This window comes from Pseudonocardia sp. 2-7 (genome assembly GCF_056341085.1).
This window is the reverse complement of sequence record NZ_CP094507.1, coordinates 41,275-63,312: the sequence shown is the minus strand read 5'-3', so window position 1 is coordinate 63,312 and position 22,038 is coordinate 41,275. Positions and strand designations below refer to the sequence as shown.

Here is a 22,038-nt window from a genome sequence, read left to right as displayed (position 1 = left end):
GCCGAGCCGACCCGGGAGGACACGACATGGGACTGCTGCGCAGGAAGCCGAGCGCGGGCGAGCGCGCCGCGGCGGCGACCAGGGAGGCGGCGGTCGACGCGTCGGAACGGGTGCAGTCGGCCACGGTCCAGACCCTCGAGTACACCCGCGAGACCGCCGACAGGGCCGCCGAGAAGCTGCACCAGCGCGCGGTGAAGGCCCGGAAGAAGGCCGAGGCGGCGTCCCGGCGGGCGGAGAAGGCGGGCCGCCGGGCCGCGCGCAGCACGCGTCGCGCCGTCGGCGAGGGCACCGCCACCGCGAACAGCCTGCTGAGCTCGGCCGACCTCAAGGCCCGCTCGGCCGACCGGAAGGTCGCCAAGGCGGCGGCGAAGGCCGACGCCGGCGCCCGCAAGGCCGAGGCGAAGGCCGCGCGCGCCGCGGAGAAGGGCAGGCTCAAGAGCGAGAACCTGGCCGCCAAGCAGGCCGAGCGGGACCGCGCCGCCCGCGAGTGGAACGCCAAGAAGGTCCAGCGGTACCTGGGCGTGGCGAAGATCGTCGCGCCGCTGCTGGCGCCGTACGCGATGGCCGCGGCCGGATCGCTGCGCCACCGCCTCGACGACCACCGTTCCCGCCGACTCGGCGTGTCCCCGGACGAGCTGGGCGGCTACTCCGGTCCCGGCGGACGGCTGCACGCGCGGCTGTCCCGGATCGCGCGCACCATCACCGAGCTGCGCGAGGACGGGACCGTCGAGCGCGACCAGGCCGCGAAGCGGTTCGCCGACGAGACCGAGCCGCGGCTGCACGACCTCGCCGCCGCCGTCCGGGCCGCGGAGAACATGCCGGCCGCCCGCCGCAAGGCCGCGTACCGCACGGTGTCCGCCGACCTGGACCGCATCGAGGTCCGCCTGCTCGACCACCTGGGCGTCCGCTCCTGACCCGTCTCCGTGGGCCCGGCCCCGGGCCCACGGAGACGGTCGGCCCGCGCGGTACCGATGCGCGCTCCGCCTGCGCTACGCGCGGTACCGATGCGCGCTCCGCCTGCGCTAAGCGCGGTAGGTCTCCAGCAGCCGCAGCCACACCTCGCTGATCGTGGGGAACGCGGGCACGGCGTGCCACAGCCGGGCCAGCGGCACCTCACCGACCACGGCGACCGTCGCCGCGTGCAGCAGCTCGGCGACCCCGGGCCCGACGAACGTGACCCCGAGCAGCACCTCGCGCCGCGGGTCGACGACGGCGACCACCCGGCCGGACCAGTCGTCCGCGGTGAGCGAGGACCCGGCGACGGCGATGTCCATGTCGACCACCCGCACGTCGAGCCCCTCGGCGCGGGCGGTCGCGGCGGTCCGGCCCACCCAGGCGACCTCGGGGTCGGTGAACACGACCTGGGGCACCGCGTGGTGGTCGGCGGTCGCCGCGTCCTCGCCCCAGGGGTTGTCGTCGAGCGGGCGGCCCGCGGCGCGCGCGGCGATCGCGTGCGCGGCGATCCGGGCCTGGTACTTGCCCTGGTGGGTGAGCGGGGCCCGCCCGTTGACGTCGCCGACGGCGTAGAGCCAGTCCCCCGCGGCGAGCCCCGAGTCGTCGACGACGATCTCGCCGCGCCGCCCGGGGCCCACCCCGGCCGAGCCGAGGTCGAGCCCGTCGGTGGCCGGACGGCGCCCGGTCGCGACGAGCAGCCGGTCCACCTCGACCTCGTCCCCACCGCCGACCAGCACCGTCGCGTCCCCGTTCCGGCGCACCTCGTCCAGGCCGGTACCCAGCCGCACGTCGACGCCGGCCTCCCGCAGCCCGGCCGCGACCCGCTCGGAGGCCTGCGGCTCCGCGCCCGGCAGCACCCGGTCGCCGTGGTTGAACAACGTGACCTGCGCGCCCAGCCGGGCGTGGGCCAGCGCCATCTCGCAGCCGACGACGCCGCCGCCGAGCACGCCGAGCCGGCGCGGGACCTCCCGCGCCGAGGTCGCCTCGCGCGAGCCCCAGTACTCGACCGTGTCCAGCCCCGCGACGTGCGGGACGACCGGCACGCTGCCGGTCGCGACGACGACGGCGTGGCGCGCGGTCACCACGGTCTCGGTGCCGTCGGCCGCGGTCACGACGACGCGCTTCTCCCCGGCCAGCCGGCCCCGGCCGCGCAGCACGGCGGCGCCGGCGCCCTCGGCCCACCGCACCTGGCCGCTGTCGTCCCAGTCGGAGGTGAACGTCGTGCGGCGTTCGAAGACCTTCGCCGGGTCGAACTCGGCCCGCACGCCGGGCAGCCGCCGGGCGTCGGCGACGGCCTGCGGGGTGCGCAGCAACGCCTTCGACGGGATGCACGCCCAGTACGAGCACTCCCCGCCGAGGAGCTCGGCCTCCACCAGCACCGCGGACAGGCCGGCGTCCACCGCGTAGCCCGCGGCGTTCTCACCGACCGGGCCCGCCCCGATCACGACGACGTCGTAGCTCTGCTCGCTCATGGGGCCGACCCTTCCGCACTCACCCCAGGGCCGCGACCGCGTCACCCAGCTCGGTGTCGCCGCCGCGCAGCTCCAGCGTCGTGCCCGCGGTGCCCGGCGCGGCCAGCAGCGCGGCGACGGCCGCGGCGGAGTCGTCGCGGGTCACCTCGCCGTACTCCACCGGCGGCGGGGCCAGGGTGACGCGCCCGGTGCCCGGGTCGTTCGTGAGCCTCCCGGGCCGCAGGATCGTCGCGTCGAGGCGCGTGTCGGCGCGGATCGCGTCCTCGGCGGCCTTCTTCGCGCGGATGTAGGCGGCCCACACCTCGCCGCGTTCGGGGTCGGGCTCGGCGTCGACCCCGGGTGAGGAGACCAGCAGGTAGCGGCGGACGCCCGCCCCGGCGGCCGCGTCGGCGAGCAGGGTGGCGCCGTCCCGGTCGACGGTCTCCTTGCGCTCGACGCCGCTGTCCGGCCCGGCCCCCGCCGCGAAGACGACGGCGTCGGCGCCGGTCAGATGCCCCGCGAGGTCCGTCGCGGAGATCTTCTCCAGGTCCGCCACGACCGGGCTCGCCCCGGTGGCCGCCACGTCGTCGGTGTGGTCGGGGTTGCGCACGATTGAGCGCACCGTGTGTCCCTGACCCGTGAGCAGTGTGGACAGTCGCAGCGCGATCTGTCCGTGTCCTCCGGCGATCACCACGTTCATGCGGCCACGCTAGGCCGGACGGCTGCTCACCGCCTGTTCGGCTTGAGCGTCCAGACGATCGTCATGGCCCCGGTCTGCACACCCTGGGCGTCGGTGATGGTGACGTCGACGGTGAACTCCGGGCGCGTCCCGGCGTCGAGCTCGGCGAGCACCTCACCGGCCGGACGGGTCAGCACCGCCTCGGCGCGGAGGTCTCCCTTGGCGAGCTTGAGGTAGCGGATCTCGGACCGGACGACCAGCGGCACGGCCCGGTCCCCGGCCGAGGCGAACGCGGCCAGGCCGACCGCGCCGGACGCGGTCTCGCCCAGTCCGAACATGACCGCGGCGTGCGGCCCGCCGACGTGGTTGTGCTGGTCGGACCGGTCGGGGAGGAACGCCTCGACCCGGTCGGTCGTGATCGATCCGAAGGTGATCCCGGCGGTGCCCACCCACGGCACCGCCTGCGTCATCGCGTCGGCCACCCAGCTCGCGTCATCAGCCATGACCCGACCCTACTCGTCGGTAACCTTCGAGGAAAGCGACGCCCATTTCCTCACGATTCTCGCTGTGCGAGAACGAACCCCCTTGTCCGTCGTGCACAACGGGGTTGAGATCGGTGTGACAGCAGGCACACCAAGTCCCACCACCACGATGCGCAACGCCGCGCGTCCGAGGCTCGGAGGTACCGCCAGTGAAGGCCGTGCGGGTGCACGCGTACAAGCAGGACCCCCGGATCGACGACATCCCGGAACCGACGATCCAGGGTCCGCTCGACGTCATCGTCAAGATCGGCGGTGCCGGCGTGTGCCGCACCGACCTCCACATCATCGACGGGGACTGGGCCGACATCCAGAACCCCGACCTGCCGTACGTGATCGGCCACGAGAACGCGGGCTGGGTGCACGCGGTCGGCGACGGCGTCACGAACGTGCGGGTCGGCGACACCGTCATCCTGCACCCGCAGCCGTCGTGCGGGCTGTGCACCATGTGCCGCTACGGGCGCGACATGCAGTGCACCGGGGACGCGTTCTTCCCCGGCCTGTCGAACAACGACGGCGGCATGGCCGAGTACCTGCGCACCACCGCGCGGTCCTGCGTGAAGCTGAACCCGGACACCAACCCGGCCGACGTCGCCGCGCTCGCCGACGCGGGCATCACCGCCTACCACGCGGTCCGCAAGGCGGTCCCGTTCCTGTACCCGGGCACCACCGCGGTCGTGCAGGGTGCGGGCGGGCTCGGCCACATCGGCATCCAGGCGCTCGCCGCGCTCACCGCCACCAAGATCATCGTCGTCGACAAGAACCCGGACGCGCTCGAGCTGGCGAAGCATATCGGCGCGGAGGAGACCGTCGTCGCCGACGGGAACCAGGTCGAGGCCGTCCAGGAGCTCACCGGCGGCGGCGCCACGGTGGTCTTCGACTTCGTCGCCGAGCAGGGCGCGGAGAACGACGCCTGGGCGATGACCGGGCCGGCCGGCTACAACTTCGTCCTCGGCTACGGCGGCAACCTCTCCGCCCCCACCCTCGACTTCGTCGCCGGCGAGAAGAACATCATCGGCAACATCGTCGGCACCTACAACGACCTCGCCGAGCTCATGGTCCTGGCCCAGGCCGGGAAGGTCACGCTGCACACCGTCCAGTACAAGCTCGACCAGGCCCTGGAGGCCCTGCACGACCTGGACGCGGGCAAGGTCCGCGGCCGGGCGATCCTCGTTCCGTAACTCAGTCATACGTACGTACAGGACGAACGTTCTTTCCCTGACCCACCACCGATCAGCAGAGCTGCTGACGCAGGAGGAACCACATGTACGAGAAGGACGGCGAGAAGTACTTCATCGTCGACTCCCACAGCCACTTCTGGGACGCCTCCCGGGAGAACTGGGTCGAGGGTCGCGAGCAGTACGCCAAGGGCTGGATCGACTGCTTCTACGGCTACCACCAGCTCGGCCCGCCCGAGACCCACTGGGACTGGGAGCACTACCTCAAGGTCTCGCAGGACGACTTCGAGCGCGACGTCTTCATCGAGGGCCACGTCGACCACGTGGTCTTCCAGTCGACGTACCTCAAGGAGTGGTACAAGAACGGCTTCAACACCGCCGACCAGAACGCGGCGCTGCTGGAGAAGTGGGGCGACCGGATCATCGTCAACGGGCGCTTCGACCCGCGCGACGGCGACGAGGGCATGAAGCAGTTCGAGGCGGACTGCGCGAAGTACAAGCACAAGGGCGTGAAGCTCTACACCGCGGAGTGGAACGGCAGCTCCCGCGGCTTCAAGCTCACCGACCCGGAGTGCTACCGCTTCCTGGAGCGGGCCCAGGAGCTGGGCATCAAGAACGTCCACGTCCACAAGGGCCCGACGATCTGGCCGCTCGACAAGGACGCGTTCGACGTCGCCGACGTCGACCACGCGGCCACCGACTTCCAGGGCCTGAACTTCATCGTCGAGCACGTCGGCCTGCCGCGCATCGAGGACTTCTGCTTCATGGCGGTGCAGGAGCCCAACGTCTACGCCGGCCTGTCGGTCGTCGTCGGCGGCCTGATGCACGCCCGCCCGAAGTTCTTCGCCAAGGTGATGGGCGAGCTGCTGTTCTGGGTCGGCGAGGACAAGATGACCTTCGGCAGCGACTACAACATCTGGACGCCGAAGTGGCAGGTCGAGGGCCTGGTCGACTGGCAGATGCCCGACGACGACCAGTTCGCCGACTACCCGCGCCTCACCACCGCGTCGAAGAAGAAGATCCTCGGCCTCAACGCGGCGAAGCTCTACGACCTGGAGGTCCCGGCCGACTGCCGGCTGCCCGACACCACGGCCGACGAGCCCATGGCCCCGGGCGAGGAGCTCGTCGACAACAAGGCCGGGGCGCAGGCGTGACCCCGCGGCCTGCTGAGAGCCCGCTCCGGCAGGCCGTGTGGTCCGCGCTGGGGACGGTGCTCGACCCGGAGCTGGACGAGCCGATCACCGAGCTCGACTTCGTCGAGTCGTGGTCGGTCTCGCCCGCCGGTGAGGTCGTCGTCGGGCTCCGGCTGCCGACGTTCTTCTGCGCTCCGAACTTCTCGTTCCTGATGGTCGCCGACGCCTACGACGCGGTGACCGCGGTACCGGGAGTGACGAGGGCGGAGGTGACGCTGGCCGACCACCACGCCTCCGACGAGATCAACGGTGGGGTCGCGGCGCACGCCGGGTTCGTCAAGTCCTTCGAGGGCTCGATCAACGGGCAGGCCGCGGCCGAGCTCGACGAGCTGCGGCACACGTTCCTGGCCAAGGCCGCGCTGGCCGGCCAGGACCGGGTGGCCCGCCCGCTCGTCGACGCCGGCCGGGGACCCGACGAGCTGGCCGGGCTGACGCTCGGCGAGCTGGTCGGGACCGAGGCCGACACCGAGGAGCTGACCCGGATGCGGACCCGCCGCAGGGCGATCGGCCTGCCCGCCGGCGACGACGCACCGCTGCTGGTCCACTCCGACGGCACCGCGGTGACCGTCGAGCAGGTCCCGCTGCACCTGCGTCGCGCGCGGTTGCAGCGGGTCGGGATCGAGACCAACGGGGAGTACTGCAAGGGCCTGTTGAAGATCCGCTACGAGACCGGCCGGACGGCGGCGACCGCCGGCCGCTGACCACCGCACGCCACCTCCGGGCCGCGCCCCTCACCGAGGGACGCGGCCCGGACGTGTGCACGCCCCGAGTCCGCGCGCTGATCCGGAGTCCGCGCGCATCCCCGCAGTCCGCGCGTGTCACGGCACGCGCGAACCGCGGATCAGCGCGCGGGAGGACCGGCGTCCAGAACACGCACGGTGTCGGTGAGGCGGTAGCCCGCGCCGTGCGCGAACGGGGCCAGGGCCTCCAGCAGGGCCGCGCGGACGGCGGCGGGGCCGGCGTGGCGTGCCGCGTGCCGCCCCGGCCCGGACGCGAGCACCCCGGCGACGAGGTCGTCCGGGTCGGGGTGCACCACCGGCACCCGGACGACGGCGACCTCCCGCACCACGAGCCCGGCCAGCTCCGCCAGCCGGGTCAGCCGCCGCGGGTCGGTCAGCGGGGGCGCACCGACGCCGCTGCGGTCGGGCCCGGGGTTGTTCTGCGGAGGCGCGGGCGCGGCCCCGGTGAGCGGGGCGAGCGCCGCGCCGATGACGGCGGCGTCGCACTCGTCGGGGGTGCCCCAGACCGTGGCCCGCACCGCGCCGCTCGGCGCGCACACCCGGCCCGCCCCGCGCAGCGCGAGCACCGGGTTCGGGAGGTGCTCCAGTACCTGCACCAGCGTGACCAGGTCGAACGCGTCATCGGCGAAGGGCAGCTCGTGGGCGTCGGCGACCCGCAGGTCCGCCCCGGGCGCGGCCCGCTCCGCCGCGGCGAGCGCGCGGGGTTCGGTGTCGACGCCGGTGACGGCCAGCCCGGCGGCGGCCGCGTCGGCGAGCAGCCGCCCCGCCCCGCAGCCGACGTCCAGCAGCCGCGAGCCCGGGCCGGCACCCGCCAGGACACGGTCGAACAGCGGGGATGCGGCAGCGGTGCTCACGGCTCCGACGCTAGTCCGGCCCGGCGCCGCGGTCACCGCTTCGGTGGGAGTGTCTCCACGACGGCGACCGCCTCGGCGACCCAGCCGGCGAGCTCCGGGCCGTCGAGGTCGTCGACGTCGGGCTCGCCGGCCACCCACAGCCAGCCGGTCATCTCGCGGCCGCCCATCACCATCCGCTCGGTCCGCGGGCGCTCCAGCAGCTCCGCGGAGCGGTCCGCGGCCACCCGCACGAGCAGCCCGCCACGTCCGCTCGCGGCGACGGCCATGTGCCCGTCGACCAGGAAGGCGAGCCCGCCGAACATCGTCTTCTCGGTCACCGGCCGGTCCGCGAGCAGGCTGCGCAGACGGGCGGCGAGACCCTCGTCGTAGGCCACCCGGGCGAGTATGGCCCTCAGCGGCCCCAGACGTCCTCGGCGACCGAGACGATCAGCTCCAGCTTGCGCTTCTGGTCGTCGACGGTGAGCTCGTTGCCCTCGACGGTGGAGGAGAACCCGCACTGCGGCGACAGGCACAGCTGGTCCAGCGGCACGTACCGCGCCGCCTCGTCGATCCGGCGCTTGAGCGCGTCCGGGTCCTCCAGCGCCCCGGACTTGGTCGTGACCAGCCCGAGCACCACCTGCTTGCCCTTCGGGACGAACCGCAGCGGGGCGAACCCACCGGAGCGCTCGTCGTCGAACTCACAGAAGAAGCCGTCGACGCCCAGCGTGCCGAACAGCGCCTCGGCGACGTGGTCGTAGCCGCCCTCCGCGGCCCACGACGACCGGTAGTTGCCCCGGCACATGTGCGTGGTGACGTACATGTCCGACGGCCGGTCGGCGATCGCGGCGTTGATCTGGCGGATGTAGCGCAGGTGCTGGGTCTCCGGGTCGTCACCCTTCTCGGCCAGCTGCGCGCGGTGCGCCGGGTCGTTCAGGTAGGCCAGCGCGGTGTCGTCGAGCTGCAGGTAGCGGCAGCCGCGGTCGTACATCGCGCGGAGCTGGTCGGCGTAGGCGGTCGACAGGTCGGACCAGAACTCCTCGACGTCGGGGTAGACCTCGCTGGAGATGACCGACCGGCCGCCGCGGGCGTAGACCATGCTCGGCGAGGGGATCGTGAGCTTCGGGGTCGCCGTGGTGACCTGCGCGGCCAGGTACTCGAACGCCGAGGCGAAGACGGGTTCTTCGAGGTGCACCTGGCTGTCGACGGCCATCCCGGCGGAGGTGAAGTTGTTCTGGCCCGCCGCGTTGCGCATCGCGACCTCGACCCGGCCGGAGGTCTTCGTGACGCCGCCGAGGGCGTAGATGAAGTCCATGTGCCAGGAGGTGCGGCGGAACTCGCCGTCGGTGGCCGAGCGCATGCCGACCGACTCCTGCAGCGCGACGACGTCGGTGATCGCGGCGTCCTCGGCCGCGCGCAGGCCCGCGTCGTCGAGCTCACCCGCGGCGTGCAGCTCCCGGGCGGCGAGCAGGGCGGGCGGCCGCAGCAGCGAACCGACGTGGTCGGCCCGGAACGGCGGGACGGTGCGGACGAGCGACTCCACTGTCTTCTCCGGCATCGGGCGAACGTATCGCCGTGTCCGCATGTCCGCCGACGTCACTTCCGGAGAATGGAAGGTCTATCGCGCATGCCAGCGCGGGGACCGCTTCTCCCGGGCCGCAGCGGCACCCTCCGCCGCGTCCTCGGTGGTCGCGACGACCTTCCGCAGCGTCTCACCGAAGCGGATCGCCTCGGTGGTACCCATCTCCGGTCCGCGCACCGCCATCTCCTTGATCGCACGCTGGGCCAGCGGCGCCCCCGCGGTGAGCCGCCGGGCGAGGTCCCGGGCGGCGTCGCCCAGCTCCTCGTGCGGCACGACCCACCCGGCGAGGCCGATCTCGTGCGCCCGCCGCGCGTCGATCGTCTCGCCGGTGAGCAGCAGCTCCATCGCGTACTGCCGGTCGATCATCCGGGGCAGCCGCAGCGCACCGACGATCGTCGGGACGCCCAGCCGGGCCTCCGGGAAGGAGAAGGTGGCGCGATCCGAGGCGATCACGAAGTCGCACCAGGTCAGCAGCGTGACGCCGTAGCCGACGGCGGGTCCGTTCACCGCGGCGACGATCGGCTTGAAGATCTCCCAGCCGCTCTCCAGCGAGTTCACCGTCGGCCGCTCGAAGAAGCTGCCCGGGAAGTCGCCCGCCGGGTTGCCGGTGGTCGAGCGCGTGTCCGCCCCGGCACAGAACGCAGGCCCCTCGCCGGTCACGATCGCGACCCACGCCTCCTCGTCGGTGCGGAAGCGGTCCCAGGCGGCGTTGATCGCGCGCCGCATGTCCCCGTCGATCGCGTTGCGCTTCTCCGGGCGGTCGTAGGTGATCGTCACGACGTGTCCGTCGCGTTCGTAGCGCACCCCGCCGGCCATCGGATCATCCTGGCGGGCTCAGCCGGACGCGGCGACCCCCGGCGCCGCGGCCAGGTGCCGGGCCAGCGGCACCGCGGCCTCGCGCACCGCACGTTCGAGCTCCCAGCGGCGCCCGGTGAAGTCCGCCCGGCTGACGACGACCGACAGCGCGGACCCGCCGCCCGGGTGCGGCACCGCGACCGCGAGCCCGGCCCGGCCGCGGGCGTGCTCCTCCACCTCCACCGCGACCCCCGCCGAGCGGACCCGCAGCAGGTCGCGGTCGAGCAGCCGCCGGTCGGTGAGGGTGTGCGGGGTCAGCGGCGCCAGCGGCCCGTGCCCGACGCCGAGGACGTCGGCCAGCCGTCCGGCGTCCAGCCCGGCGAGCAGTGCCTTGCCCGGCGCGGTCGCGTGCGCGGGCAGCGGCTCCCCGGTCACCGCGCCCGGCCCCGGGTGCGCCGCACAGGTCTCGGTGTGGGCGACGACGACGTCGTCGGACCGCAGCACGGCCAGCACCACCGCCGCGCGGGCCGTGGTGTGCAGCTCGGCGAGCACCTCCCGGGCCGGGGCGGGCGGCACGATCGGGTCGGTCATCCCCCGGTACAGCCCGACGACGCGGTAGCCCAGCCCGTACCCGCGCTCGGCGTGCAGCCGGACCAGGTAGCCCTCCTCGACGAGCGTCCCCAGCAACCGGTACGCCGTCGGCAACGGCAGCTCCAGGCGGCGGGCGAGGGCCTTGGCGCTGACCCCGTCACCCGCCTCGGCGACCGCCTCGAGGACCCGCAGCGCTCGGCGCAGCACCGCTCCCGCGCCGTCGCCGACCATCCGCCTAGTGTCGCTGCGGGACCGAGGGCACGCCAGGACCGGGAGGACGACATGGCAGGGGCGTTCCGGCCCGTCGACCGGGCGGGACTCGCGGCACACCTGGCGGAACGCGCCCGGGAGCGGTCGGGGCGGGTGCGCGTGCTCGTCGACGGCGCCCCGCCCGCGGCCCCGCTGGAGCTGGCCCGGGCGGTCGCGGAGCGGCTGCGCTCCGGCGGCCGACCGGCCCTGGCGGTGGACGCCGACGACTTCCTGCGACCGGCGTCGGTCCGCCTGGAGCTCGGCCGCACCGACCCGGACATGTTCCTCGACGGCTGGCTCGACGAGCCCGCGCTGCGCCGCGAGGTCCTCGCCCCGATGGGTCCCGGCGGCAGCGGCCTGGTGCTGCCCCGGCTGCGCGACACGGTGCGCGACCGTGCCTACCGCGACGAGCCGGTGCCGCTCGGGCCGGACGGGGTGGTGCTGCTCGCCGGCGGGCGGCTGCTGGGCCGGGGCCTGGCCGCCGAGCTGACCGTGCACCTGCGCGTCGGCGGGGCCGCGCTGCGCCGCATGCTGCCCCCCGACGACGCCTGGACGGCCGCCGCGTACGCCCGCTACGAGAGCGAGGGCGACCCCGGTTCGTTCGCCGATGTGCTCGTGATGGCCGACCATCCCGACCGCCCGGCGCTGCGGGACGCCTGATCGGCGCACGGCGTCCGGGCACGGAGCGTGGCCGGAGCCCGGGAAAACGACAAGCGAGACCGGATCGGGTTACACCCGGAACCGATCTCGCGATGGCGGTGGTGACCGCCGAAGGGGGAGAATCCCCGATGAGGGGAGATGGTGGGCGAGGAGGGAGTTGAACCCTCACGTCCTTTCGGACACACGGACCTGAACCGTGCGCGTCTGCCATTCCGCCACTCGCCCGAGCGACACGAGAAAGTTAGCACCCCGCTCGGCAGCCGTTCGCAGGGGGGTCCCCTGCCCGTCGATCACCAGCTGGAGGGGGTCGTGGCGGGTGGGGCACCGGGATGCGCCGCGGCTCCGGGCCGGGTAGATCGGAGGGGAGCACGTCGGTGGCACCGCGGGGCCGGTCGCCCGCTCGTGCCGGGCCCCGCCGTGCCCGGCGGATAACACAGATACGATCGGTCGCACATCACCGACACGCCGATGCGGATGGAGGAGATCTTTTGGGCCGCGTGGACCGCTTCGAGCGCCGACTTCAGGGGTTCGTGGGCGACGCCTTCGCGCGGGTCTTCGGGGGCAGTGTCGTCCCACAGGAAGTCGCACAGGCACTGCTGAGGGAAGCCGAGGACAACGTCGAGCAGCTCGCCGGAGGTCGCCAGCTGGCGCCCAACCGGTACACCGTTCTGCTCAGCCCCAGCGATCTCGACCGGATGGCGGGCGACGAGGACGGGGTCGTCCGATCCCTCTCGTCGCACGTGGCGAAGGAACTCACCGACCAGGGCTGGGACACCTACGGTGAGGTCGTAGTCTTTCTGGAGCGCTCCGAGGCGCTGCACACGGGACAATTCCGCACCCGCTCCGCTGTCGACCCCGACGCTTCCCGTCGGGCCGCCAACCGAGCACGCACCGCAGGAGAAGCACCCATGAGCCAGCAACCGGGCCACCCCGAGGAGAACGGGCAGTACGGATACGACCGGGGCGCACCCGGCGGGTACGGCCAGCAGACCTACGCGCCTCAGGGGTACGACCAGGAGCAGCAGGGCGGCTACGGCCAGCAGCAGGGCGGGTACGACCAGTACGGGCAGCAGCAGGGCGGCTACGGCCAGCCCGGCTACGACCAGTACGGCCAGCCCCAGCAGGGCTACGGCCAGCAGCCCGGGTACGACCAGCAGCAGCCCGGCTACGACCAGTACGGCCAGCAGCAGGGCTACGGCCAGCAGGGCGGCTACGGCCAGCCCCAGCAGGGCGGCTACGACCAGTACGGCCAGCAGGGCTACGGCCAGCCGCAGCAGGGTGGCTACCCCCAGCAGGGCTACGAGCAGGGCTACGACGGCTACGGCCAGCCCCAGCAGGGTGGCTACGGCCAGCCCCAGGGCTACGCCCAGCCCGGCTACCCGCAGCAGGGTGGCTACGAGCAGGGCTACGACGGCGGCTACGGCCAGCAGCAGGGCTACGCCCAGCCCGGCTACCAGCAGGGCGGCTACGACCAGGGCTACGACCAGGGCTACGACGGCCAGGGTTACGGCGGCCAGGGCGGCTGGGGCGCTCCGGCGCAGCTGACTGCGATGCTGATCCTGGACGACGGGTCGAACCGCAACTACCAGCTGGCCGAGGGCACCCACGTCATCGGCCGCGGCCAGGACTCCCAGTTCCGGCTCCCGGACACCGGTGTGTCCCGCCGGCACCTGGAGGTCACCTGGGACGGCCAGGTCGCGACCCTGAACGACCTGGGCTCGACCAACGGCACCACGGTGAACAACTCCCCGGTGCAGTCCTGCCAGCTGACCGACGGCGACGTGATCCGCGTGGGTCACTCCAGCCTGGTGTTCCGCACCCAGGGCTGAGCCACACCCGCGGAGCGGAGTCCGCGCAGCGACAGCGGTGCGTCCCCGCCCGCCCGGTGATCCACCGGGCGGGCGGAGCGTGCGGGAACACGAGAAGGGCGAGTAGGACGACGTGCCGGAACTGGTACTGCAACTGACCCGGGGCGGCTTCCTCGCCCTCCTGTGGCTGTTCGTCCTGCTCGCACTCCAGGTGGTCCGCTCCGACCTCTACGCCGCGTCCGGTCTCCGGACGGCCGCACCCGGCCGCGCGGGCGGCGGACGGGCCGCCAGGGTCCGCGGCGGTGGCCGCGGCAAGGTGGCCCGCCAGCTCCTCGTCACCCAGGGTCCGCTGGCCGGCAGCCGCATCACGCTCGACTCCCGGCCGATCCTGATCGGCCGCGCCGACGACTCGACCCTCAAGCTCGACGACGACTACGCCTCCACCCGGCACGCACGCATCTCGCAGCAGGGTGACGACTGGTACGTCGAGGATCTCGGGTCGACGAACGGCACCTATCTGGAACGTAATAAGGTCACCGGGCCCACCCGGGTCCCGCTGGGGACACCGGTCCGCATCGGCAAGACGGTGATCGAGCTGCGATCGTGACGGACACGGACCGACCATGAGGTACCGACCGTGAGCCCGGCGCGACCGACCGCTCCCCCGGTGCCGCGGCCGTCCGACCGGTCCCGCGGCGCGGGATCCGCCCGACGTGCCCCGACCGAAGCCGGAGCCGCCCCGTGACACTGGTGCTGCGTTACTCGGCCCGCAGTGACCGCGGACTGGTCCGGCAGAACAACCAGGACGCCGTCTACGCGGGCCCCCGCCTGCTCGCCCTCGCCGACGGCATGGGCGGTCACGCCGCGGGCGAGGTCGCCTCGTCCCTGGTGATCTCCGCACTGGCCCCGCTCGACGACGACGTACCCGGTGACGACCTGCTCGCCGAACTCCGCGAGGCCACCCACGACGGCAACGAGGCGATCTCCCGCCACGTCGCCGAGGCCCCCGACCTCGAGGGCATGGGCACCACGCTGACCGCGATCCTGTTCGCGGGCTCGCGCCTGGGCATGGTCCACGTCGGCGACTCGCGCTGCTACCTGCTGCGGGACGGCGAGTTCGCCCAGATCACGAAGGACGACACGTTCGTCCAGTCGCTGATCGACGAGGGCCGGATCACCGAGGAGGAGGCGCACACGCACCCGCAGCGGTCGCTGCTGCTGCGCGCCATCACCGGGCAGGACGTCGACCCGTCGCTGTCGATCCGCGAGGCCCGCGCCGGGGACCGCTTCCTGCTGTGCTCCGACGGCCTGTCCGGCCCGGTCAGCGACGAGACGCTGCACGACACCCTGACCGACTACGCCGACCCGCGCGAGTGCGCCGACCGCATGATCGAGCTGGCGCTGCGCGGCGGCGGGCCGGACAACATCACCTGCATCGTCGCCGACGTCGTGGACGTCGACTACGCCGACGACGCCCCGATCATCGGGGGCTCCGCGGGCCGCAACCCGCGCGCCGGCGACGGCGACTACCGCCACGACGAGCGGACCCCGCACTCCTCGGCGCAGCGCGCCGCGGCCACCACGCTGCCCCGCACCGAGCCGGTGCGGCTGGAGCCCGCCGCCGCGGAGGAGCCGCGCCGGCGGCGCGGCCTGCGCCCGGTGCTCGCCCTGCTGGGCGTGCTCGTGGTGCTCGTGGCAGGTGTGTTCGTCGCCCGGGCGCTGGTGCTGCAGCAGTACTACGTGGCCGTCGACCGGAACCAGGTCGCGATCTACCAGGGTGTGCGCGGCAACGTGCTCGGAGTCCCGTTGCAACGGGTGGCCGAGTCCACCGACATCGGCCTCGACGACCTGCCGCAGGCGGTCCGCAGCCAGGTCACCGACGGCATCGTCTCCGACGAGGGCGAGACCGGTGCGCGGGAGACCGTCGACCGGCTGCGGGAGCGCATGCTCCCGCTCTGCTCCACCCTGAACCCGCCGCAGCCGCCCGCGGTCGTCCAGGTACCCGGCGCCCCGCCGGTGACGACGACCCCGCTGCCGACCGCGACCCCCGAGCCGGGCCGGAACTGCCGGCTCGACGGCTGATGGCCACGGGCAGCTCCGCCGCGGAGCCGACCACGCCCACCGGCCGCGGCATCGAGCTGTTGATGCTGGGCCTGGCCGCCGTGCTCACGACCGGTGCGCTGGTGCTGGTGGAGGCGAACCAGGAGCAGTCGCTGACGACCGACCTGTTGTGGGTGGGTCTGGCGTACCTCGTGCTGTTCGCGGGTGCGCACGTGGCGGTGCGCTTCCTCGCGCCCTACGCCGACCCGCTGATCCTGCCGTCGGTCGCGCTGCTCAACGGCATCGGCCTGGTGATGATCCACCGGCTCGACCTGGCCAAGGCCGCCCGCGCGGAGGCCACCGGGAGCCCGGTGCCGAGCGGGCTGATCGGCGCCCAGGTCACCTGGACCGTCGCCGGCCTGGCGTTGTTCGCGCTGGTGCTGTTCTTCCTCCGGGACCACCGCACACTGGCCCGCTACGGCTACACCGCCGGCTTCGTCGGCCTGGTCTTCCTGGCGATCCCGGCGTTCCTGCCGTCGTCGATCTCCGAGGTCAACGGGGCCAAGCTGTGGATCCGCATCCCCGGCGGCCCCGGCATCCAGCCCGGCGAGTTCTCCAAGATCCTGCTGATCATCTTCTTCGCGGCCTACCTGGTCCAGAAGCGCAACCTGCTCTCCACCGCGGGCCGCCGATTCCTGGGCATGGAGCTGCCCCGCGCCCGTGACCTGGCGCCCCTGCTCGTCGCCTGGGGGCTGTCGGTCGGCGTGCTCGTGCTCCAGCGCGACCTCGGCAGCTCGCTGCTGATCTTCGGCCTGGTCCTGGTCCTGCTCTACACCGCGACCGAACGCGTGTCGTGGATGGTGATCGGGCTGCTGGCGTTCTCCGGCGGCGCCGTCGTCGCCTACAACCTGTTCGACCACGTCCAGACCCGTGTGCGGATCTGGCTGGACCCGTTCGCCGACTTCAGCGGCGGCGGCTACCAGCTCGCGCAGGCGCTGTTCGGGCTCGGCACCGGCGGTGTCGGCGGGACCGGGCTGGGCGCCGGCCGGCCGGACATCGTGCCCTTCGCCGAGTCCGACTTCATCTTCTCCTCGCTCGGCGAGGAGCTCGGGCTGATCGGGCTGGCCGCGATCCTGCTGGTCTACCTGGTGCTCATCACCCGTGGGCTGCGGTCGGCCCTGGCCGTGCGCGACTCCTACGGCAAGCTGCTCGCGACCGGGCTGTCGTTCTCGGTGGCGCTGCAGATCTTCGTCGTCATCGGCGGGGTGACGAAGCTGATCCCGTTGACCGGTCTGACGCTCCCGTTCCTGTCCTACGGCGGCTCGTCGCTGCTGGCGAACTACGTGCTGGTGGCGATCCTGCTGCGGATCTCGCACGTGGCCAGGGCACCGCTTCCCGTCCGGCCCGCGAAGCCGCGGGCGCCGATCGCCGAGGCCAGCACCGAGCTCGTCCAGCGTCCCGGGACGGGCCGCTCCGACACCCGTGACGACAACCACGCCGACACCGCCGCCCAGAGGAGCGAGACGTGAACCGCCCGGTCCGCCGCGTGGCACTCGCCGTGATGGTGATGATCGTGGTCCTGCTCGGCAACATCACCTACGTGCAGGTGGTCATGGCCGGCCAGTACCGGGACGACTCCCGCAACCAGCGCTCGCAGATCGACGAGTACTCGCGTCAGCGCGGCCAGATCGTCGCCGGCGGGCAGGTCCTCGCGCAGAGCGTCGAGAGCGACGGCCGGCTGCGGTTCGCCCGCCAGTACCCGCAGGGCGAGATGTTCGCGCCGGTCACCGGCTTCCTGTCGACCGTGTACGGCAAGACCGCACTCGAGCGGTCCACCGACGAGGTGCTCAACGGCACCGACGACCGGCTGTTCGTGCGCAGGCTGTCGGACCTCATCACCGGCCGGGACCCGGCGGGCGGCAACGTGGTGACCACCATCGACCCCGAGGTGCAGCGCGCCGCCTACGACGGGCTGGCCTCCCGCGGGTACACCGGCGCCGTCGTCGCGCTGGTGCCGCAGACCGGCGAGATCCTGGCGATGGCCTCGACGCCGTCGTTCGACCCGAACCCGCTGGCCTCGCCGGACCCGGCGCAGCAGCAGGAGGCGTGGAAGCGCTACGGCGCCGCCGACCCGGACCCGATGACCAACCGGGCGATCAACGAGATCGAGCCGCCCGGCTCGACGTTCAAGCTCGTCACCACCGCGGCCGCCCTGCAGAACGGCTACACCCCGGACAGCCAGCTCACGGCCGCCCGCAACATCCAGCTGGCCGACTCCACGACCACCCTGGAGAACTACAACGGCTCGGCCTGCGGCGGCGGGGCGACGGCGTCGCTGCGCGAGGCGCTGGCGCGATCCTGCAACACCGCGTTCGCCCAGCTCGGCGGGGAGCTCGGCCCGGACAAGCTCCGTGCCCAGGCCGAGGCGTTCGGCATCGGACGCACCGACCTGCAGATCCCGATGCCCGTCACGGCGTCGCAGGTCGGCCCGATGGCCGACACCCCCTCGACCCAGCAGTCCGCGATCGGGCAGCGCGACGTCCGGCTGACCCCGATGCAGCTGGCGATGATCGGCGCCTCGATCGCCAACGGCGGCCAGACGATGGCCCCGCACCTGGTCAAGGAGATCCAGAGCCAGACCCTGGACGTCGTCGACACCACCGACCCGGACCGGATGTCGCGGTCGATGCCGGCCGACGTGGCCCGCACGATGACCGACCTGATGGTCGGCTCGGAGGACCGGACCTCGGGCGGCGGCAAGATCACCGGCGTCCAGATCGCGTCGAAGACCGGTACCGCCGAGCACGGCACCGACCCGAAGAACACCCCGCCGCACGCCTGGTACGTGGCGTTCGCACCGGCCGACAACCCCAAGGTCGCGGTGGCGGTGCTCGTCGAGAACGGCGGCGACCGGGCGCTCGAGGCGACCGGTGGCTCGGTCGCGGCCCCGATCGGGCGGGCCGTGATCGCCGAGGCGCTGCGGGACGCCCAGTGAGCCCGCGGGACCCGGCCCGGCGCAGGTCCCCGGCGGCCCCGTGAGCGCCCTGTCGGCCGGGCAGCTGATCTCCGAGCGCTACCAGCTGGACCGGCGGATCGCGGTCGGCGGGATGGGCGAGGTCTGGGAGGCCTCGGACACCCGGCTCGGGCGCAGCGTCGCGGTGAAGGTCCTCAAGGCGGAGCTCTCCGACGACCCGGAGTTCCTGCACCGGTTCCGCATCGAGGCCCGCACCGTCGCCTCGCTCGACCACGCCGGGATCGCCGCCGTGCACGACTACGGCGAGGACGACAGCCCCACCGGCGGCGGGCGCACCGCCTACCTGGTGATGGAGCTCGTCCGGGGTGAGCCGCTGTCGTCGCGGATCGGGCGCGGGCCCATCCCCGCCGACGAGGCGCTCGACATCCTCGAGCAGGCGGGCCGGGCGCTGTTCGCCGCGCACGAGCGCGGGTTCGTCCACCGCGACGTCAAGCCCGGCAACATCCTGCTGCGCACCGACGGCGTCGTGAAGCTGACCGACTTCGGCATCGCCAAGGCCGCCGACGCCGTCCCGGTGACCCGGTCCGGGATGGTCATGGGCACCGCCCACTACATCGCTCCGGAGCAGGCCTCCGGCGAGGAGGCCGGGCCGTCGGGCGACGTCTACTCGCTCGGCATCGTCGGCTACGAGTGCCTGGCCGGGGTGCGGCCGTTCCGCGCCGAGAGCGCGGTCGCGGTGGCGATGATGCAGGTCCGCGACGACCCGCCACCACTGCCGGACGAGATCCCCGAGCGGGTCCGCGAACTGGTCTCCTCGGTGCTGGTCAAGGACCCCGAGCAGCGCTACGCCGACGGCGCCGAGTTCGCCGACGCCGTCGCCGCGGTCCGGCGCGGGCACCGGCCGCCGCCGCCCGGTATCCCCGCCCCCGCCGGGTACGCACCCGACTTCCGCGGCGACGACGGCACCGGCTCGCGGCACGTCCTGCAGGAGTCCGGGCCGGGGACCGGTGACGACGGCCCGTCGGCGGGCGGCACCGACACCGCCGACCGCGGCCCGCGCACCGGTGACCCCGGCCCCGACGGCGCCCGCCGCACCGGGCCGGACCAGGGTGTCTCCCGCCCGGTCACCGGTCCGTACCCCGGTGGCGCGCCGGGCCGGCCGCAGGGACCGCGCACCCCGGGCGGCACGCCGTCCTGGTCCGGGCCGGTCCCCGTGCCCCCGGGCTCGCCGCCCTACGGTGCCCCGCTGCGGCCGCCGCACACCGGGCCGCACAGCGGCGGTCTCCCGGGTGGCCGTCGTCCGGGCGGGCCGCCCACCGGACCCGGGGTCCCGGGGCAGCAGCGATCGGCGCCGACCCGTCCGCCGGTGCGCCGCAACGCCTCCGCCGACCGGATGCCCGAGCAGCATCCGTCCGGCCCGCTCGATCTCGGCCCGCAGCGCTCCGGACGGTCGAAGGCGTGGCTGGCCGTGCTGTTCGTGATCCTGACGCTCGCCGCCGTGCTCCTGGCAGTGATGATCTTGAGGGGCGCCTCGCCCGACGACATGCGGCCCGGATCGCTGGGGGTCGCGCCCGGTACCGTGGCGACCGCGGCCGGCCCCTCGGCCGGGTCCACGGGACCGGCGGTCCCGGCGGAGCCGTTCGCCGTCCCCCGTGCCCAAGATCGACCGGAGGTGCCCGGTGATGTCCCGGTGATCCCACCGAACGGTCGCTCCAGCGCACATGTCGCCCGTACGGGACCGGCAGTGAGCGCCGACCGGCATGATGAGCACGCCTCCGACGGACTCGATGAGTACGGGAATCTGAACCGATGACGACACCACGACTGCTCTCCGAGCGCTACGAGCTGGGCGACCCGCTCGGCTACGGCGGCATGTCCGAGGTCCACCGCGGCCTCGACACCCGGCTCGGCCGGGACGTGGCGGTCAAGGTGCTGCGCGCCGACCTGGCCCGCGACCCCCAGTTCCAGTTGCGCTTCCGCCGCGAGGCGCAGAACTCGGCGTCGCTGAACCACCCGGCGATCGTCGCGGTGTACGACACCGGCGAGGTCGAGTCCGAGTTCGGGCCGCTGCCCTACATCGTCATGGAGTTCGTCGACGGACAGACGCTGCGCGAGATCGTCAAGACCACCGGCCCGATGACCCAGCAGCGGGTCGTCGAGGTGATGGCCGACGTCTGCGCCGCGCTCGACTTCTCGCACCGGCACAACATCATCCACCGCGACGTGAAACCCGCGAACGTGATGATCAACGGCGTCGGCGCGGTCAAGGTCATGGACTTCGGCATCGCCCGTGCGCTGGGCGAGGGCCAGAACGTCACCCAGACCGCCGCCGTCATCGGCACGGCGCAGTACCTGTCCCCCGAGCAGGCGCGCGGCGAGGCCGTGGACGCCCGCTCGGACGTCTACGCCGCGGGCTGTGTGCTGTTCGAGCTCCTGACCGGCGAGCCGCCCTTCACCGGGGACACCCCGGTCGCGGTCGCCTACCAGCATGTGCGGGAGGACCCCCGGTCCCCGTCCGAGCTCAACCCGTCGGTGCCCCCGGCGCTCGACGCGGTGGTGCTCAAGGCGCTCAGCAAGAACCCGGCCAACCGCTACCAGTCGGCCGCCGAGATGCGGGCGGACCTGGTCCGCGTGCGCAACGGCGAGCCGGTGCACGCGCCGCTGGTCATGAGCGAGCACGAGCGCACGCACATGATGGCCCACGACGGCGCGACCCAGGCCATGGCGACGCGCCGGCTCGACGCGGGCGGCCCGCCCACCGGCCGGCACACGATGCCGCCGCACCACCCCGACTACGCCGACGACGAGGGCCGCGGCGGGCGGCGCAAGGCCCTCCTGTGGGTCGCCGCGCTCGCGGTCATCGGTCTGCTCGGCTTCGTCGGCTTCCAGCTGTTCTCCTCCTCGGGCCCGGACCAGGTGTCGGTGCCCGACGTGCTCGGCCAGTCCCCGGACCAGGCGCGGCAGACCATCACCCAGGCCGGGCTGCTGTTCTCCCAGGAGGACCAGCCGTCGGACGTCGCCCAGGTCGGCAAGGTCGTCCGGACCGACCCCGGCGGCGGCAACCAGGTCGCCGAGAACAGCCGGGTGACGGTCTACGTCGGCAGCGGGCCCGCGCAGGTCACGGTGCCGAGCGTGGAGGGCCTGTCCCCGGACGAGGCCGAGGCCAAGCTCCGGGAGGCCGGCCTGCAGGTCGGCGGCCGCACCGAACGCGACACGAGCGACTCCGGCCAGGTCGGCAAGGTCATCACCTCCGACCCGGGGCCGGGCCAGCAGGTCTCGGGCAACACCGCGGTGTCGCTGGTGGTGGGCCGCAAGCAGCAGACCGTCGCCGTGCCGGACGTGGCGGGCCAGTCCGCCGACGCCGCCCGGGCGACGCTGCAGAACGCCGGCTTCCAGTCGATCTCCACGACCGAGGTCGACAGCAGCGGTTCGGCGGGCCAGGCGGTCGGCACGAACCCGTCGGCCGGGACCCGGGTCGCACCCGACCAGACCATCACGATCCAGATCAGCCGTGGGAACCAGAACCAGGTGCCCAACGTCGTCGGCCAGCGCGTCGACAGCGCGATCAGCACACTGCAGGAGGCGGGGCTGAGCCCGTCGATCCGCCAGGTCGACGTCTCGGACTCCTCGCAGAACGGCATCGTGCTGCAGCAGAGCCCGTCCGGCGGGTCCGAGGCCTCGAGCGGCCAGACCGTCACCCTCACCGTCGGCAGCTACTCCGGTGGCAGCAGCAGCGACGGTGAGAACGGCAGCAACGGCTTCCCGTTCAACTGAC

General features: G+C 73.5%; 20 protein-coding genes and 1 tRNA gene. 12 read left to right on the top strand and 9 right to left on the bottom strand.

Annotated elements, in window-relative coordinates; translation table 11 throughout:
- Positions 1–26 precede the first annotated feature (26 nt).
- Positions 27–914, top strand: coding sequence for a DUF6474 family protein (locus tag MTO91_RS00325; RefSeq protein WP_161152047.1), 888 nt, complete (start codon positions 27–29; stop codon positions 912–914).
- Between the two features lie 108 nt (positions 915–1,022).
- Here the strand turns inward: MTO91_RS00325 and MTO91_RS00320 are convergent, their stop codons facing one another.
- Genes MTO91_RS00320 through MTO91_RS00310 form a run of 3 tightly spaced genes read right to left on the bottom strand, consistent with a single transcriptional unit; the run spans position 1,023 to position 3,587 of the window.
- Complete coding sequence (locus MTO91_RS00320; RefSeq protein WP_476653255.1) at positions 1,023–2,426, bottom strand: dihydrolipoyl dehydrogenase family protein; 1,404 nt, start codon at positions 2,424–2,426, stop codon at positions 1,023–1,025.
- 19 nt (positions 2,427–2,445) lie between these two features.
- The gene (locus tag MTO91_RS00315) at positions 2,446–3,105 is read right to left on the bottom strand and encodes an NAD(P)H-binding protein (RefSeq protein ID WP_476653253.1); all 660 of its coding nucleotides are present in this window, start codon (positions 3,103–3,105) and stop codon (positions 2,446–2,448) included.
- 26 nt (positions 3,106–3,131) lie between these two features.
- Positions 3,132–3,587, bottom strand: a complete 456-nt coding sequence (locus tag MTO91_RS00310) for a DUF4442 domain-containing protein (protein ID WP_083474440.1) — start codon at positions 3,585–3,587, stop codon at positions 3,132–3,134.
- A gap of 188 nt (positions 3,588–3,775) precedes the next feature.
- Between MTO91_RS00310 and MTO91_RS00305 the strand changes: the two genes are divergently transcribed.
- The 3 genes from MTO91_RS00305 (at position 3,776) to MTO91_RS00295 (ending at position 6,695) form a co-directional block, all read left to right on the top strand.
- Positions 3,776–4,804, top strand: coding sequence for an NAD(P)-dependent alcohol dehydrogenase (locus tag MTO91_RS00305; RefSeq protein WP_476653252.1), 1,029 nt, complete (start codon positions 3,776–3,778; stop codon positions 4,802–4,804).
- Between the two features lie 83 nt (positions 4,805–4,887).
- Positions 4,888–5,955, top strand: coding sequence for an amidohydrolase family protein (locus MTO91_RS00300; RefSeq protein WP_345647999.1), 1,068 nt, complete (start codon positions 4,888–4,890; stop codon positions 5,953–5,955).
- The gene (locus tag MTO91_RS00295) at positions 5,952–6,695 is read left to right on the top strand and encodes an iron-sulfur cluster assembly protein (RefSeq protein ID WP_062399118.1); all 744 of its coding nucleotides are present in this window, start codon (positions 5,952–5,954) and stop codon (positions 6,693–6,695) included. Before MTO91_RS00300 ends, MTO91_RS00295 begins: the two co-directional genes overlap by 4 nt.
- A gap of 140 nt (positions 6,696–6,835) precedes the next feature.
- Here MTO91_RS00295 and MTO91_RS00290 read toward each other — a convergent pair whose 3' ends face one another.
- Genes MTO91_RS00290 through MTO91_RS00270 form a run of 5 tightly spaced genes read right to left on the bottom strand, consistent with a single transcriptional unit; the run spans position 6,836 to position 10,763 of the window.
- Complete coding sequence (locus MTO91_RS00290) at positions 6,836–7,588, bottom strand: class I SAM-dependent methyltransferase (protein ID WP_476653251.1); 753 nt, start codon at positions 7,586–7,588, stop codon at positions 6,836–6,838.
- A gap of 32 nt (positions 7,589–7,620) precedes the next feature.
- Positions 7,621–7,962 (bottom strand): TfoX/Sxy family protein, encoded by a 342-nt coding sequence (locus MTO91_RS00285; RefSeq protein ID WP_161152569.1) that lies wholly within the window; start codon positions 7,960–7,962, stop codon positions 7,621–7,623.
- 17 nt (positions 7,963–7,979) lie between these two features.
- Positions 7,980–9,122 (bottom strand): 5-methyltetrahydropteroyltriglutamate--homocysteine S-methyltransferase, encoded by a 1,143-nt coding sequence (locus tag MTO91_RS00280; protein ID WP_476653250.1) that lies wholly within the window; start codon positions 9,120–9,122, stop codon positions 7,980–7,982.
- A gap of 60 nt (positions 9,123–9,182) precedes the next feature.
- A complete protein-coding gene (locus tag MTO91_RS00275; RefSeq protein WP_476653248.1) occupies positions 9,183–9,962 on the bottom strand; it encodes an enoyl-CoA hydratase/isomerase family protein in 780 nt (259 codons plus the stop codon).
- Between the two features lie 18 nt (positions 9,963–9,980).
- Positions 9,981–10,763, bottom strand: coding sequence for an IclR family transcriptional regulator (locus MTO91_RS00270; protein ID WP_405420617.1), 783 nt, complete (start codon positions 10,761–10,763; stop codon positions 9,981–9,983).
- 51 nt (positions 10,764–10,814) lie between these two features.
- Between MTO91_RS00270 and MTO91_RS00265 the strand changes: the two genes are divergently transcribed.
- On the top strand, positions 10,815–11,441 hold the full coding sequence (locus tag MTO91_RS00265; protein WP_476653247.1) for a nucleoside/nucleotide kinase family protein: 627 nt from the start codon (positions 10,815–10,817) through the stop codon (positions 11,439–11,441).
- Between the two features lie 139 nt (positions 11,442–11,580).
- Here the strand turns inward: MTO91_RS00265 and MTO91_RS00260 are convergent.
- A tRNA-Leu gene (locus MTO91_RS00260) sits at positions 11,581–11,666 on the bottom strand.
- 263 nt (positions 11,667–11,929) lie between these two features.
- On the opposite strand from MTO91_RS00260, the gene MTO91_RS00255 reads away from it, so the two are divergent.
- The 7 genes from MTO91_RS00255 to pknB all read left to right on the top strand — a co-directional run bounded on the left by MTO91_RS00255 (position 11,930) and on the right by pknB (position 22,037).
- Positions 11,930–13,270, top strand: coding sequence for a DUF3662 and FHA domain-containing protein (locus MTO91_RS00255; protein WP_476653245.1), 1,341 nt, complete (start codon positions 11,930–11,932; stop codon positions 13,268–13,270).
- A 112-nt stretch (positions 13,271–13,382) separates the two neighbouring features.
- Complete coding sequence (locus MTO91_RS00250; protein WP_062399103.1) at positions 13,383–13,856, top strand: FHA domain-containing protein FhaB/FipA; 474 nt, start codon at positions 13,383–13,385, stop codon at positions 13,854–13,856.
- Between the two features lie 134 nt (positions 13,857–13,990).
- Complete coding sequence (locus tag MTO91_RS00245; RefSeq protein WP_251783287.1) at positions 13,991–15,331, top strand: PP2C family protein-serine/threonine phosphatase; 1,341 nt, start codon at positions 13,991–13,993, stop codon at positions 15,329–15,331.
- Positions 15,331–16,818: an FtsW/RodA/SpoVE family cell cycle protein gene (locus MTO91_RS00240; protein WP_161152735.1), complete on the top strand. Its 1,488-nt coding sequence runs from the start codon at positions 15,331–15,333 to the stop codon at positions 16,816–16,818. Before MTO91_RS00245 ends, MTO91_RS00240 begins: the two co-directional genes overlap by 1 nt.
- Positions 16,815–18,284 carry a peptidoglycan D,D-transpeptidase FtsI family protein gene (locus tag MTO91_RS00235; protein ID WP_208820405.1) on the top strand — a complete coding sequence of 490 codons (1,470 nt, stop codon included), beginning with the start codon at positions 16,815–16,817 and terminating at the stop codon, positions 18,282–18,284. The genes MTO91_RS00240 and MTO91_RS00235 overlap by 4 nt, the downstream gene beginning before the upstream one ends.
- Positions 18,285–18,324: 40 nt before the next feature.
- A complete protein-coding gene (locus tag MTO91_RS00230) occupies positions 18,325–20,076 on the top strand; it encodes a serine/threonine-protein kinase (RefSeq protein ID WP_476653242.1) in 1,752 nt (583 codons plus the stop codon).
- Positions 20,073–22,037: a Stk1 family PASTA domain-containing Ser/Thr kinase gene (gene pknB / locus MTO91_RS00225; protein ID WP_476653241.1), complete on the top strand. Its 1,965-nt coding sequence runs from the start codon at positions 20,073–20,075 to the stop codon at positions 22,035–22,037. The genes MTO91_RS00230 and pknB overlap by 4 nt, the downstream gene beginning before the upstream one ends.
- Position 22,038 lies beyond the last annotated feature (1 nt).